The organism is Microcoleus sp. K4-B3 (genome assembly GCF_036704615.1).
Taxonomy (GTDB): Bacteria; Cyanobacteriota; Cyanobacteriia; order Cyanobacteriales; family Microcoleaceae; genus Microcoleus.
Genome location: NZ_JAUBSF010000045.1, coordinates 22,235 through 37,368, shown reverse-complemented (window position 1 = coordinate 37,368; position 15,134 = coordinate 22,235). Strand labels below are relative to the sequence as shown.

9 protein-coding genes and 1 pseudogene are annotated in these 15,134 nt (G+C 47.3%); 4 read left to right on the top strand and 6 right to left on the bottom strand.

The window, feature by feature from the left end; all coding sequences use genetic code 11:
* Positions 1 to 103: 103 nt before the first annotated feature.
* Together QUA78_RS18940 and QUA78_RS18935 are read right to left on the bottom strand one after the other, a co-directional pair.
* Complete coding sequence (locus QUA78_RS18940; protein ID WP_333301327.1) at positions 104 to 997, bottom strand: CNNM domain-containing protein; 894 nt, start codon at positions 995 to 997, stop codon at positions 104 to 106.
* 368 nt (positions 998 to 1,365) lie between these two features.
* Complete coding sequence (locus QUA78_RS18935) at positions 1,366 to 2,451, bottom strand: hypothetical protein (RefSeq protein ID WP_333301325.1); 1,086 nt, start codon at positions 2,449 to 2,451, stop codon at positions 1,366 to 1,368.
* Positions 2,452 to 2,565: 114 nt separating this feature from the next.
* Here QUA78_RS18935 and QUA78_RS18930 point away from each other — a divergent pair, with 114 nt between their 5' ends.
* The 3 genes and pseudogenes from QUA78_RS18930 (at position 2,566) to QUA78_RS18920 (ending at position 6,464) form a co-directional block, all read left to right on the top strand.
* The gene (locus tag QUA78_RS18930; RefSeq protein WP_333301323.1) at positions 2,566 to 3,483 is read left to right on the top strand and encodes a YihY/virulence factor BrkB family protein; all 918 of its coding nucleotides are present in this window, start codon (positions 2,566 to 2,568) and stop codon (positions 3,481 to 3,483) included.
* A gap of 558 nt (positions 3,484 to 4,041) precedes the next feature.
* A pseudogene (locus QUA78_RS18925) lies at positions 4,042 to 5,307 on the top strand (glycosyltransferase).
* A 101-nt stretch (positions 5,308 to 5,408) separates the two neighbouring features.
* The gene (locus QUA78_RS18920) at positions 5,409 to 6,464 is read left to right on the top strand and encodes a glycoside hydrolase family 104 protein (protein WP_333301321.1); all 1,056 of its coding nucleotides are present in this window, start codon (positions 5,409 to 5,411) and stop codon (positions 6,462 to 6,464) included.
* 73 nt (positions 6,465 to 6,537) lie between these two features.
* On the opposite strand, the gene QUA78_RS18915 is transcribed toward QUA78_RS18920, so the two are convergent.
* Entirely contained in the window at positions 6,538 to 7,254 is a 717-nt protein-coding gene (locus tag QUA78_RS18915) for a DevA family ABC transporter ATP-binding protein (RefSeq protein ID WP_333301319.1), read from the bottom strand.
* Between the two features lie 204 nt (positions 7,255 to 7,458).
* The gene (locus tag QUA78_RS18910) at positions 7,459 to 7,839 is read right to left on the bottom strand and encodes a DUF4915 domain-containing protein (protein ID WP_333301317.1); all 381 of its coding nucleotides are present in this window, start codon (positions 7,837 to 7,839) and stop codon (positions 7,459 to 7,461) included.
* 285 nt (positions 7,840 to 8,124) lie between these two features.
* Between QUA78_RS18910 and QUA78_RS18905 the strand changes: the two genes are divergently transcribed.
* Positions 8,125 to 12,093 (top strand): DUF4347 domain-containing protein, encoded by a 3,969-nt coding sequence (locus tag QUA78_RS18905; protein ID WP_333301315.1) that lies wholly within the window; start codon positions 8,125 to 8,127, stop codon positions 12,091 to 12,093.
* A 306-nt stretch (positions 12,094 to 12,399) separates the two neighbouring features.
* Here QUA78_RS18905 and devC read toward each other — a convergent pair whose 3' ends face one another.
* The gene (devC, locus tag QUA78_RS18900; protein WP_333301313.1) at positions 12,400 to 13,584 is read right to left on the bottom strand and encodes an ABC transporter permease DevC; all 1,185 of its coding nucleotides are present in this window, start codon (positions 13,582 to 13,584) and stop codon (positions 12,400 to 12,402) included.
* 64 nt (positions 13,585 to 13,648) lie between these two features.
* Positions 13,649 to 15,076, bottom strand: a complete 1,428-nt coding sequence (locus QUA78_RS18895) for an HlyD family efflux transporter periplasmic adaptor subunit (RefSeq protein ID WP_333301311.1) — start codon at positions 15,074 to 15,076, stop codon at positions 13,649 to 13,651.
* Positions 15,077 to 15,134 lie beyond the last annotated feature (58 nt).

Genomic DNA, 15,134 nt, shown 5'->3' with positions numbered 1-15,134 from the left:
TGGCAGTGCCGTTTCCCTACGAGGATATTCATCTGATTGTCCCGTCAATGACACGGCAGTGCCGTGTCCCTACGGGGATAATACTATTATTAAAAACGGCAATTTAATTCAACACGAGTTCTGGCTGCTTAGTCTCAAACAAAGGACGAGTTACCTGGCGCAAGAGCACTGTTTCTAAACTGCCTTCTACTACATTTTCTGCTTCTATTTCCAACTCGCCCCACAATAGCCGATCGCCTTGAGTGGGCATTTTACCTAAATTGTGGATCACGAATCCGGCGATTGTTTGGTAAGCTGGGTTTGTCGGCAGGTTTAACCCGAGTTTTTCGTTAACTGCTGTCACTTCCCATAGGCCAGAAATCAGTGCCGAATGAGCATCTTTTTGCAGGATAGTTGCCTCGGAAGGTAACAGCAGGGGTTGAGACTTTTTACTGGTAATCCAACCTGTCAGCAGCCGCACGGTACCGTTGAGAATTACTAGCAGCGGCCACAGTAATTTTGAGCAGAGTTCGAGGGCTGGCATCAGCAGCAAAGCAGTGCGTTCTGGGGCGTGGGTTGCTAATACTTTGGGGATTAGTTCTCCTAAGACTATTTCTACGTAAGTTACTAAGATAAAAGCTGCGGGAACTGCGATCGAATGAGCAGTCAGCACGGCCGGCAAATGACCGATCGGCAATTTGTCGATCCACGGTTCGATCCAGTGTACAGTCGCTCCCTCACCCAACCAACCCAACAGCAAACTCCCTGCTGTTGTGCCAGTTTGAGTCACAGACAGGTAATGCGGTATGTTGTTCTGAGCTTGGTGGACGAGTTCGGCGGTTTTAGCGGTTGGGCGATCGTCCAAGTGAGCGAGTTGGCGGATTTGATGGCGATCGGCTGATACTAATGCTAGTTCTGATGCCACAAAAAACGCGATTACAAGTGTTAATCCCAGCAACATTGCTAATCTCAGCATTGTTTGAGCGACTTCTATTTCCAGGCAAGTAAGGTTGTTCAAGATAGATATCTAATACGATAGATGTTTTAAGTTAATTATTTAATTTTAGCTTGGGATTCAGATAGATTGAGCGCCAGACATTGCGGATATCCCCACTACCCGTATTCGTAGGTGCGCATTGCGCACCTTACCCGTAGAACTTGTGAACTCTTTCTCTTGTCTTCCTTCGCGCCCTTCGCGTCTTCGCGGTTCGTTTTAACTGAGATCTTGCACCATTCTCAATGACTTGTTTAGGAACAGGCTTTCCGGCCTGTGAAGCGAGAAAATTCATCTCTTGTGGAACAGGCATCTTGCCTGTTCTTGACAATGATGCAAGATGTGAGTTAAAAAAAAGAATCTAATTCACAAAACCGGAACTCATTGCTGTATCAACTCTCCCTTACTTCCCGGAGCGCATTAATTTCCGTAAAAGTCTGCACCGGATCGGACTTCAACCCGCCTTGAATGTAATTCAACTTCACTTCTTCTAACAAATCCGACAGCAGCGACTGCAATTCCCCGAGAGTTTTCTCATCTTGCAATTCCCGCCGCAAACTTTGATTAAATTCTTGGCTGAAATTATCGAGAATTTTGCGACCTTTATCGTCTTCATAAGTAGTAGCTACCACATCCACAGCCGTTTGAGCCAAATAATTCGCTAGCTGTTCCGTCATCTCAGTAGGCAAAATATTAATCGGAGAGAAAGTTTGCAGGATTTGATAGAAATCCGACTGTTTGATTGTTGTTTCCAAATTGTGGTGCAGCAAATCTTCCAAATCCGGTTGCACCTGCGGCAAAACTTTGTAAATTGTCAGATCCAAAATCCGCTTGATAATTTGTTCGATCGTATTTTCCTGATTGACGTGAAGGTACGGCTGCTGCGCCAGCAACATCTGCGCCGCATCGCCCTGTTCGATCGAACTTTTAGCTTGATTGATAAACCGCACCATCATGTATTCCGACATCGTATTGGCTAAATAAGCCACCGGTTCGTAGGTAACTTGAGCAACTACGCGATCGAGATTCACCAAACCCGACTTGTGCAGCCGCACCAATACCGGCAGAATCCGCCACCCCTGCCAAATCGGTATCACCAGAAACACCTCGTACCAGCGCCTCAGCACAAAATCAAACCAAGTTACCCCCGGTTTGCGGCGGGTGTGGAACAGACTTTTAATCAAAAATTCCGCCCCAAAAAAACCGATAAAAAACGTATCAATTCGCCAAAACTGGTCGGCGCTTTTCAAATATTCGGGATTAGCTAAACTCGAATCAATGCCTTTAATCGGGTCGTATATTTTAACTAAACCCGGAAAATAGCTCTGATAAACAGGGCGCAACTGAAGGTAACTGAAATGGAAAAGTACCAGCAAAAAATTGACCACCGCTACTAATGCGCTCAGTTTGGCCCAAGAAATTGCTTTTTTGGACAACTTTACATCGGTGCTGTTAACAGTTGTGTGGGAATCTGACATAAAAGTAATTTTCCGAATTTGCTAATCGATAAATCTATCTTGTGGCCGACGCTAAAAAACTCTTAACCTATTAAAATCCCTTGGTGGACGACAAGTATAAGGAAACCAAATGCCGTGAACATAAAAACAGTCATATCGCTGCTCAAACAAACTTTTACTGAATGGCAAGAAGATAAAGCGCCAACCTTAGCCGCCGCCCTAGCCTATTACACAGTTTTCTCCCTTGCCCCGCTGCTAATTATCGTAATTGCGATCGCCGGTTTAGTCTTTGGTCCAGACGCAGCCCAAGGTCAAATCGTCGCCCAACTCCAAAGTTTAATCGGCAAAGATGGTGCCCAAACCGTCCAAGAACTAATCCTCAAAGCCTCCGAACCAAAGTCGGGAATGATTGCTACTCTAGTCGGCATCGCTACACTTTTGTGGGGTGCTTCCAACGTGTTTACTAATCTTAAAGAAGCCCTCAATACTATTTGGAATGTTTCACCGCCCCCCGGACGCGGAATCTGGGGATTTTTGCAAGACCGCGTATTGTCTTTTGCGATGATTTTAGGCATAGGCTTTCTACTGCTAGTATCTTTAGTAATTAGTGCCATTTTAGCCGCCGTCAGCTATTGGTTGAACGGCTGGCTGCAATTACCAATCAACATTTGGCAGATTGTGGACTTTGCTATCTCCTTTGGCGTAGTTACGCTGCTTTTTGCCTTAATTTACAAACTTTTGCCCGATGTCGATCTTGCCTGGAATGATGTGTGGATCGGTGCCGCCATCACCTCAGTGCTATTTACGATCGGCAAATCCCTAATAGGAGTTTACCTCGGAGGTAGCGGTATTGCCTCTACCTACGGTGCTGCTGGCTCGTTTGTGATTATCCTGCTTTGGATTAATTATTCCGCTCAAATTCTCTTCTTAGGTGCCGAGTTTACCCAAGTTTGGGCTAACAGATACGGATCTCTAATGCAAGGTTCGCGAAAGAATATCCTCAACAGCGAAAACGGGGAATCAGTAGCGCGCAAACATCGGAAGAACTCTTAACATTAGACAAACGGGAAATTTGAGGTTAAACTCGCACTCCTGCTTTGACAGAAGAAGGCAGAAGGCAGAAGGCAGAAGGCGGAAGGAAGGAAAGAAAAATTTTGAATGCAGTAATTTTGCTTTTTTTTCTATCGCCTATAACATTCTGTCTTTGGGATAACCTACTTCTGCTTTCTCCAAAGCCCTACCTATCGATCCAGAGGAGTAAAAGTTCTACCTTCGACTGACCTGGCATCTCTAGCAGCAAGCTGAAAGCAGGCTCTAGTTAGATATTGCTAGGAGGTGCGAGTTTGACACCGGGCAGAATACGGAAAATTATTCCCTTCACCCTCGTTCATTTATATTTAGATTATCTAGAGTTTGAGCTGCTGCACGTCTCTGTCAGCAGAAGGAAGTCGTCTTTCAATTTTTCCCTACAACTTATCCCTGAAGGATGATTGCTCGCTCCCGCCTTTTGACTTTAATAAAAATGAGCTAGAAGATGCGAGTCCCGGCGCCGCAGCCAAAATTACACTTTCAATCTTCTCCTGAAATATTTGTAATTTTTGGTAAACAATCATGATTTCATTTACTAAAAAACGCATCGCTCTCATCTCCGTACACGGCGATCCGGCTGTGGAAATTGGCAAAGAAGAAGCGGGCGGGCAAAATGTTTACGTGCGTCAAGTAGGGGAAGCTCTGGCGAAACAGGGGTGGCAAGTTGATATGTTCACCCGCTCATCCGATCGCCAACAAGCAAGAATTGTAGAGCACAGTCCGAATTGCCGGACAATTCGGCTAGTCGCAGGGCCACAATAATTTATTACCCGCGACGAAATTTACGGATATTTGCCAATCTTTGTTCGATAATTTCATAAATTTCAGTTAGAGTCAGGCTTTCAACATCCGTTAGTTCACACGAATTACTGGCTGTCTTCTTGGGTGGGAATGGAGTTGAAAAAATCGCAACCTCTGCTGCAAGTTCACACTAATCATTCTTTGGCAGCAGTTAAATACAAGTCGGTTTCGACAATTCCGATGATTGCCAAAACCAGGCTGCAAGTCGAAAAAACACTTTTGGAAACAGCCGATCGCGTGGTGGCTACCAGTCCCCAAGAAAAAGAACACATGAGGTCTCTGGTTTCCTCAAAAGGCAATATTGACATCATTCCCTGCGGTACCGACATTGAACGGTTCGGCTCGATCGCGCGATCGACCGCCCGCCGCGAGTTGGGAATAGCCCCCGAAACCAAAGTCGTGTTGTACCTCGGCAGTTTCGACCCCCGATCGGGCATCGAAACCTTAGTCCGCGCCGTCAGTCTGTCGGCCGTGCCCAAAGCCGATTTAAAGCTCATAATTGGCGGTGGGTGGCGTGCGGGGGAAAGCGACGGCAAGGATCGCGATCGTATCGGCAGCATAGTTGAAGAACTCGGCCTGAGCGACATTACCAGTTTTCCGGGCAGCTTGAGCCGAGAACTTCTCCCCGCCTACTACGCCGCCGCCGATGTGTGCGTCGTTCCCAGCCACTACGAACCCTTGGGTTTAGTCGCCCTGGAAGCAATGGCCTGCGGCACGCCCGTAATCGCCTCCGACGTGGGAGGGCTGAAATATACTGTAGTGCCGCAAGAAACAGGTTTGCTCGCGCCGCCGAAAAATGAAGCAGCTTTTGCCGATGCGCTCGATCGCTTGTTACTTGACTCAGTATGGCCCCAGCAACTCGCACACACAGGCCGCCAGCGCGTCGAAACCTATTTCAGTTGGGACTGTATCGCCTCCCAACTCAGTCAACTTTACACTCAACTGCTCGAACAATCGGCCCTTCAGCTTGACCCGGTGAGCGCTTAGTAGTATCACTTAGTATGGTTGAAGCCTGTTTCCCTCGATCCCCTGTCCCTCATCCCTTCTCACTGGGAACCTTCAACTATTAGTGATATCAGGAGGTACTCTTGTACGCGCCAGAACATCTGGGAAGCCATCTGCAACCCATTTCAGACATCGAGCTAATTCGCTTGTGGGTGGAGCGAAAATCCCCCCGCAGCAAGCGCTTTAGCTGGCAGGCGGCCAACCGTTTTCGGCTGTTTGTGGAAAAACCGCTGGCAGAAGTGACTCTGACAGATGTCGAGACTTTCGCCGCAGCCATGAGATCTCGCAAACTTGCACCCAGTTTCTACAAGCAAACCTTGCTAGCGCTGAAATCGCTTTTCGCCTTCGGCCAGCAAACCGGAATCTTGCCCGCAGCCATCCCCCTGCACGCGTGGCCAGTGCGACAGCGCAGGCAAGTGTCCAAACGCCTCCGTTTTAAACTTTCATGGGGTTTGTGCATCTGTTTGTGCTTTTTTTTGGGTCGAATGACGCCGAGACTTTGGGGACAATCAGTCTGGGCAGAAAGCTCGCCCGCCCCGAAACGCCTGCCGGAAGTTGCGGCCCTCGATTCACCAGACAAAGGAGAGGATAACATCGAGCGCGATCGAGCACCCGAAACTCCAACCCTGAATTCACCAGATCCCAGACAGGATAGCAGACTCGATAGCATCGGCCCGGAACTTCGAGTCAAAGCCTTTCTCGACACGATTGCCGCCGCCGAAGGAACCGCTAGCCCTGACGGCTACCGCACCCAGTACACCGGCACGAAATTTGTCAGCTTTCAGGATCATCCCAGGGAAATGAGGTGCGGCCGCCGCTATGGCAAAAAACTCTGTTCCGACGCAGCAGGGCGGTATCAGTTTCTGAGCACCACTTGGGACAGATTTGCCAAAAAATTTGGCGTCCGCGATTTCAGCCCAGAAAATCAAGATTTGATGGCTATAGAGTTGATCCGAGAAAAAGGTGCATTAGAAGATATAGAAGCGGGTCGATTGGAGTCAGCAGTCAGAAAACTCGCTTATATTTGGCCTTCTTTTCGCCGTTATGGCGGTTCTGTGGAATCCTCTATGCCGAAACTAGAAGCAATGTATCAGCAAAATTTGGAGCTCGATCGCCAAGGATTGGTTGTTAGCAATTAGTTCATTGTTATGGGTTATTTGTTATTAGAACCAACAAATAACAACCAACAAATAACAACTAACTAATAACTATTTATGCTAATTTTCCATCTTCCATGTGAACGATGCGATCGGCAATATCCAAAATTCGGTGATCGTGGGTTACTAACAAAATAGTACAACCCTGTTCTTTGGCTAGTTGCTGCATCAAATTCACCACTTCGCGACCGGATTTGCTGTCCAGCGCGGCTGTCGGTTCGTCAGCTAAAACAATTTGCGGTTGACTGACCAAAGCGCGGGCGATCGCAACTCTTTGTTTCTGTCCTCCCGACAAGTCATCTGGATAATAGTTAAGCCGCTGTTCCAGTCCTACTAACTCTAGCATTTTTGCAGAGCGATCGCGCATTTGAGAACGCGACAAATTGCCGTGAACTTCCAAACCCATCTGCACGTTTTGCAGCGCCGTCAAACTGCGGTGCAAGTTGTGCGCCTGAAAAATATAGCCAATTTTGCGCCGCGCCTTTACCAATTGGTCTGCACTTGCTTTGCACATTTCTTGACCGAGAATTTTGAGACTTCCCGATTGACCGGATCTCAGTCCGCCAATCAAAGTTAAAAGCGTGGTTTTTCCCGAACCGGAAGGTCCCGTCATCAGCACGATTTCACCTGCATTAATTTCGAGATTAATGCCAAAAAGTACCTGTTTTCGCAGTTGGCCTTGACCGAAGTAGTGGTCGAGTTGGTGCAGAGAAATTACCGGCTCAGAAATCGGTAATTTGTTAGTTGTCGTGCTGATCTTAGTGGATTTCATAAGTTAAAAGTGAGGTTGGTAGTGAGGACTAAAGTCCTCAATCAACATTTATCTGCGTTAATCTGCGTATATCCGCTACCATCTGCGGTAAAAATTCCCAACTATGCCATCTGCGGTAAAAATTCCAACGTAACTAACTGAGCAATTTCTTCCGTTGGAAAACCTAAAGCCATTGGTTTTTGCGCTGCGGGAATTATTTGCACGTCATAGAGTAATGATTTGGTTATTTTTATCTACTGCGATATCGTGAATGTCGATATCTCCTGTAGTATAGCCGATTCTTGGAATATATAGGCGATCGTAACCTGGATGTTCCCCACCCGCAGCTAGCACATTGTCTAGCCAAAGTTGATATTTTGAGCTTAAATAGAGGGGTTCGTACAGTAAAGCCCCATTGTGCGATCGAAGATTCGCCAAACAGCCTACATTCTGTTGGTTTCTGGCTGAGCACCTATGTTTTGCTCGCATTGAGAAAATCCGAGAATTAATCACCGCACCCAGCCACCAACCGCTCCCTTTCCCTCCGGTGCGATCGTCATTGTTGAACACCAATGGATTAATATTTACAAAATCTTTTAAGATCATTTAAATTTCATTAATTTAAGTAAACAAATCACTATTGATTTTGTAGTAAATGCTTGAATAACAGTATAGGATAATTATTTACTGAGTCGGCAAAAGTTGTGAAAGATTGGATAAAATTATCATCCGGTAAGCAAAAAGTTTTGCCGTGAATGAGTTAGAACTTACGCACTAATCCGAGATTTCGTTGTTCTCGGCTTTTGGGATCACCAAAAGCCTCATCTATTGTTGGTAATTGCGCTGAATGCTTAAGTCCTAGAATTAACAAAAACCAATAAGGTGATTAGCATGAACAAGGAAATCATTTTCGTTGACTCCTCTGTACAAGATTATCAAAGCCTGATTCAAAATGTCAATTCCGCTCAAATTGTCCTTTTAAATGAAAATTCGAGCGCGATCGCACAAATTACTCAAGCCTTGACAGATCAAAAAGATCTTGCAGCCGTGCACATCCTTTCCCACGGTAGCGAAGGTAGTTTAAAACTCAGTGCTGACATACTCAATGGGAACAACCTAGAAAATTTCAGCAGTCAGATAAAACAGTGGGGAAATGCCCTAACTGAAAACGGCGATATCCTATTTTATGGATGCAATGTCGCCGCAGGAGAAACTGGCCTCAATTTTGTCAAGCATCTCAGCGAAATAACAGGCGCAGATGTAGCAGCTTCTAATAATATAACTGGTTCTGCGGCCTTTGGCGGCGACGTGGAGCTAGAAGTGAAAGTTGGGGAAATTGAAACCCAACCCCTGAATTTTGCCAATTATAACTACACTTTAGCCGGACTCACTGGCACCGCAGATAGCAAAAGCATCAATTTTAGTGCTACCCCTACTTCCACCGCGATCGATGTTTTAGCGAACGACACGGGAACCGGCAGACTCAGTGTTGATAGTATCGTCACCGGCCCTGCCCACGGCACCGCGACTATTGGTGATTCGATCTATGTCGCTGGCGGCTACCGTATCCGCGACCTGCCTCCCACCGGCCTTATCAAGTTAAACTCTGACGGGGCTGTTGATACTACCTTTAACCCAAATGCGTATACGTATAGTGAGGTTGTGATCGCTCTCGATAGCAGTGGCAACCTCTATGTCGGTAGTAGCGGATACATTGCGAAGTTAAACCCGACTACTGGGGTTGCTGATACTACCTTTAACCCAAATCCGAATGGTTATCGTGTCTCTGCGATCGCCATTGATAGCAGTGGCAACCTCATAGTTGGTGGCAACTTCACCAGCATCGGCGGCCAAACTCGCAATGTAGTTGCGAAGTTAAACCCGACGACTGGGGCTGCTGATACTACCTTTAACCCGAATGCGAACCAAAATATGCCAGCTCCGGGGACACCTTATGATAGGTATGGGAATCATGTCTCTGCGATCGCCATCGATAGCAGTGGCAACCTCATAGTCGGTGGCGACTTCAACACCATCGGCGACCAAACTCGCAATTACATTGCGAAGTTAAACCCGACGACTGGGGCTGCTGATACTACCTTTAACCCAAATGCGAGTGGTTATGTCCATGCGATCGCCATCGATAGCAGTGGCAACCTCATAGTCAGTGGCGACTTCAACACCATCGGCGGCCAAACTCGCAATGTAGTTGCGAAGTTAGACCCGACGACTGGGGCTGCTGATACTACCTTTAACGCAAATGCGGATGGTTATTTCAGTAATGTGCATGGTTATGTCTATGCGATCGCCATCGATAGCAGTGGCAACCCTTATGTCGGTAGCTGGTTCTCGGAGGCCGGGCAAAAGAGCATTGTGAAGTTAGACCCGACGACTGCGGTTGCTGATACTACCTTTAACCCAAATCCGAACACTTCCGGCGGGTTTATGAATTCTGCTCGAATCAATGCGATCGCTATTGATAGCAGCGGCAACCTCATAGTCGGTGGCTACTTCAACACCATCGGCGGTCAAACTCGCAACCATATTGCGAAGTTAAACCCGACGACTGGGGCTGCTGATACTACCTTTAACCTAGATCTGGATGCTCCGGGTATGGTCAGTTCGATCGCGATCGACCCGAAAAGAAACATCCTTTACACCCCTAACGCCAATTTCAAGGGCGTAGACACCTTCACCTACACCGCCAAAGACAGTAGCGGTGTCAGCACTCCCATCACCGTCACCGTCAACGTCCTCGTCAACCACTCCCCCGTATTAGATAACAGCGGCACCCCCGCCCTCACCGCCATCAACCAAGGAGACAGCACCAGTACCGGCACACCAATTAGCACAATTATCGCGAATCTGGGGGGAACAAAAATCACCGACAGTGACACCGATGCCAAACAAGGCATCGCGATCACCAACTTAGACACAACTAACGGCACTTGGCAATACACCACCGACGGCACTACCTGGATAGATGCCCCCTGGCAAAATGCCCCCTGGCAAAATGCCACCGACCGCACTGTGATCTCCAGAGTTAGTGCCACAAACGCCTTACTTCTGGCCAGTGATGCCAACACCAAAATCCGGTTTGTCCCCAATGCCAGTTACAATGGCACAGTTAATAATGCCATCACCTTTAAAGCTTGGGACCAAATCACCGGCACTAACGGCGGCACAGCAGACGTAACAGCAGACTTAACTGCCAACGGTACATCAAGCGTTTTCAGCACCGCCAACGAAACCGCCAATATCACAGTTAACCCCACATCCGCCCCCGCCATCACCAGTGTCAGCGCACCCACCAATAGCACCTATGGAGTTGGAAAAAACCTGGACTTTACCGTTACCTTCAACGAACCGGTAACCATCACTGGCGGTGCCAACTTACCCATTACCCTAGATACTGGCGGCACTGTCAACGCTACCCTCAACGGTACAGGAGCCTCTGCCACCACCCATACCTTCCGCTATACTGTTACTTCTGGCAACCTAGATACCGAGGGCATCACAGTTGGTACGGCCTTAACTTTACCCACGGATGCTACCATTCAAAATGCCACCAATGCCAACGCGATCCTAACTTTAAATAGCGTCGGTAGCACCACAGGTGTATTAGTCGATGGGGTTGCTCCCATCGTCACCATAAGTCCTGTTGCTGATATTACGACAGCCGGAGGAACCAGTCAAAGTTTGACAGTTACTTTCAGCGATAATAATGCTGTCGATGTTTCAAGTTTGGACAGTTCTGATATTTTGATAAATTGGTCTGGCGGTGACATTCCTGCAAAATTTGTCAGTGTCGATACTAATAGTAATGGTACGCCTCGGACAGCAAATTATTCGTTTATTCCGCCTGGGGAAAGTTGGGATAATACTGACAATGCAACTTATACTGTTAAGTTGCAAGAAAGTCAAGTTAAAGATAGTCTTGGCAATTTCAATGTTGCTGGTAGTTTAGGGACTTTTAACGTTAATATTGCGGTGCCGGTTCCCAAACCAACGCCAATTCCAATTCCACCGGTAACACCGACACCAACGGTGACACCAACTCCCACAGAAACACCGACAACACCAACGGAAACACCAACACCAACAGAAACACCGACACCAACACCAACGGAAACGCCGACACCGACACCCATAACGATCGCCATTAACACGCCATCAGTCAGTAATATCGATCGCGGTGAACCAACTAATTTGCCACAAAATCAAGAAGTAGATGGCAACTATCTACTGACTGATGAAGATGATACCAGTATCCCACAATCAGCCTTTGGCAAACCGATATTCGCGTTATCAGGGAATGATAACTTGACGGGAAGTGACGGTAATGACACGATTCATGGTAACAGAGGCGCTGATACCATTGATGGTGGTAATGGGAACGATAACTTGTTTGGGGGTAAAGAATCCGATCAATTGTCGGGTGGTAATGGTGATGACTTCTTGAGTGGAAATAATGACAATGATACTCTCACTGGTGGCAATGATAATGATCTCTTACACGGGGGGAAGGGAAATGATGTCTTGATTGGTGGGAATGGGAATGATGAGTTATGGGCAGATAAAGGTTTCGATGTACTCACCGGTGGCTTGGGGAATGATACCTTTGTGTTACAATATACCGCTACTAACCCATCTCAAGCTGATGTGATTACTGACTTCACTTCCGACGATAAAATCAAGTTGATTGGTGCCACTTTCAGTCAACTTACCTTTGAGTCGGTTAATGTCATCTTAGATGGGGTGATGCCTCTAACTGCAACGGCGATCAAATCTGAGAATGACTACTTGGGATTGGTTTATAATGTGAATCCAACTGCTTTTAATAGTGGCTATTTCTTGTAAGATTGCTGGGGAAGAAACTATAGGCTAGGCCATCACAGGGAGGCGATCGCACTAACCGGAGGTTTGAGCTTTGGCCAGTTAGCAATCACTCAAAATAATCAGGGAACAATTATCAAAAACCTCTTGACAGGGGAGGAGTTAAGTGTTATGATTAGAGTGACTGCGAATCTTCACATATCAACAAATTTTAGGCTTTAGAGAAGGAAAAAAAGGGCGATCGCCTTAGTCCCCCTCGGCTCAGACGAAAGTTTGTGTAGAGGGCAATCGTTGCCCCGATTTCAATCGCAGAGTTATCTATGAATCCGATTAAAACATATCTGCCGGGTCTGCTGCTTGCAGTTTGCGAGTGGCAATTCCTCCTGAAATAGTGCACATAATTACGTTCAAAAGTAATACTATAAATGCTCTAAGCAGCGTCATATAAAGGGGTAAATTTGTGGCTTGGCGAGTTAAAGAGTAGAGTCCGACAGAGACTCCTACTCCGGGCAAAAAACCGAGGACGGAAAGAATTAGAGCTTCTTCAAAAACGATGCCGAGTAAATAAACATTGCGGTAGCCCATCGCTTTGAAAGTAGCATATTCTCCCATGTGGTCACTGACATCGGTTGAGAGAACTTGATAAACGATAATTACTCCTACTACAAAACCCATGGCTACGCCTAAATTAAACACAAAGCCGATCGCAGTATTCTTAGCCCAATAGTTTTTCTCAAAATCGATAAATTCTTGTTTGGTTAGTACCTTGACATCCGGCGGTAAATATGCTTTCAAAACTTGTTGGACTTCCACGGGGTCAGCACCCGGTTGCAGTTGAATTAATCCGGCATTAACACTCGCGGCGTTTTGTCTGGGAAACAGGCGCAGGTAATTTTGATCGCTAGTCATCAAAATACCGTCGGCGGCAAAAGATGCTCCAACTGTGAATAAACCGCTGACGTTAATCGTGCGTCGCTCTACCTCAGCTTTAACGGCTTTGCCTTGAGCGACTTGCGCGATCGTCCCTTGGTACTCTCCCCTAGAAGCTCGATCGAACAGCACAGTATCCGGCAATTTAATCGCGCTCAAATTTTGGTTGACTTCGGGAAGCGCAAATGCAGGGCGATCGGGATTGAAACCCACCACCATCAGCGACGTTTCGCGCCGAGTTTCGGGATTTTTCCAGTTAGCAATTTTCACGTAAAGCGGCTCGGCTGATTTCACACCCGGTACGTTCATTGCTTGATACAATCTGCGCCTGGGGAAGGAAGACAAATTAATCAAATTTCGCGCTTGGGGATGAATTAAAACTAAGTCTGTTTGCAAGGTTTGGTGCAGGCGCGTATTGCTGGTGTAAAGCGCATTTTGGAAGCCCAACTGCATGAACATCAAAACGTCAGCAAAGGCAATTCCTGCTACTGCAACCAGCATTCGCCCTTTGTCGTGACTCAGTTGCAGCCATCCGAGGGGAGTTCTGCGTCTTAACTGTTCTAAGGGTTTTATTAGTCCAATCATAGGATTTTAGATTTTAGATTTTGGATTTTGGATTTAAGAAAGCGACTCTGCGGTTTAAGACTTCTTAATTTTTAATTTCCCCGATCGCCACTTTGACTTGCAAATTGGTTAATCCAGCTACTTTCTGGCTGGAAGCTTCATCTAAGCGCACTTTTACTTCCACAATTCGACCATCAATATTCGCAGAAGGATCGGTGTTAACAATGTTTTGCCGCTGCACTTGCAAACCAATATGTTCGACAGTTCCTCGCAATTCGCCGGTCAAAGCATCGCTAGTAATTTTGGCGCTTTGTCCGAGGCGTACTTTGTCTACATCGCTTTCGTAGATTTCCGCAACAGCCAGCATCTCGCGAGTTTGTCCGAGTTCGACAATGCCGTCGTTTCCTACCCTTTCCCCCGGATGCGTGTGAATTTTCAGGACTTGGGCGTCTATTGGAGCACGGATGTAAGCTAGATCCAGATTGGCTTTGGCTTGTTTGGCGGCTGAAGCGGCGGAACTGACTTCGGCGGCGGCTGCTGCTACGTCAACGGGACGCACTTCGGCGATGCGATCGAGATTTGCTTTAGCTTCATTAATCTGCTGTTGTCGAGATTCCTGAATTTGGCTGAGTTTGGCTTGGGCTTCGTTAATTTGCTGTTGGCGGGATTGCTGAATTTGATTTAGTTTGGCTTGGGCTTCGTTAATCTGCTGTTGGCGGGATTCCTGAATTTGATTCAGTTTTGCCTTTCCTTCGTTGAGTTGCTGTTGAGTTGTTTCGGCGGCTAGTTTTTTGCTGTCGCTAGTTGAGGCGGAAATTGCTCCCTGTTCATAGAGTTGGGAGTAGCGCCGATCCTCGCTTCTGGCGTTGCGGAGTTCGGCTTGTAGGCGGGCAATTGCGGCTTTTTGAGTTTGAATTTCCCCTTGCTGTTCGGCCCTCAAGCGAGCAATTGTGGCTTGTTGCGCTGCGATTTCGGTGCTGCGATCGACTTCTAGGCGGCTGACGATCGCCTGTTGCGCTGCGATCTCGTTACTGCGATCGGCGGATAAACGGCTAATAGTTGCTTTTTGGGCTTGAATTTCGCCGTTTTTAGCTCCGGCTTTCACTTTTGCTAGATTTGCCTCGGCGACGCGCACTTGTTCTTGAGCTTGGTCGAGGGCGGCTTGCAGGCGATCGCGGCTGTCCAAAATTGCGATCGCCTGACCTGTTTTCACCCTGTCTCCCTCTTTGACTAAGAGTCGATCGATCCGGTTTCCTTCCGCGGCACCGGAGGCGGAGACTTTAATTACTTCTCCTCTGGGTTCGAGTCGCCCCAAGGCTGTAACTGTGGTTAATTGGGATGCTGTGACGGCTGCTGCTGCGGCTACTGCGTTGGGATCGGGTATGCGCGATCGCCAGATCGTGTAGCCTGTGGTTCCCCCTGCCCCCAGGGTTGCTACTGCTGCTACAACTAGGAGTTGTTTAACTAGGGATGGAGTTGAGGATAAGCCGTCTGCTGTTGGTTGGTGTACCATGACATACCTCTTTTTGAGAAAATAAAACTAAACGGTTTAGTTCTGATACGTTTTAATA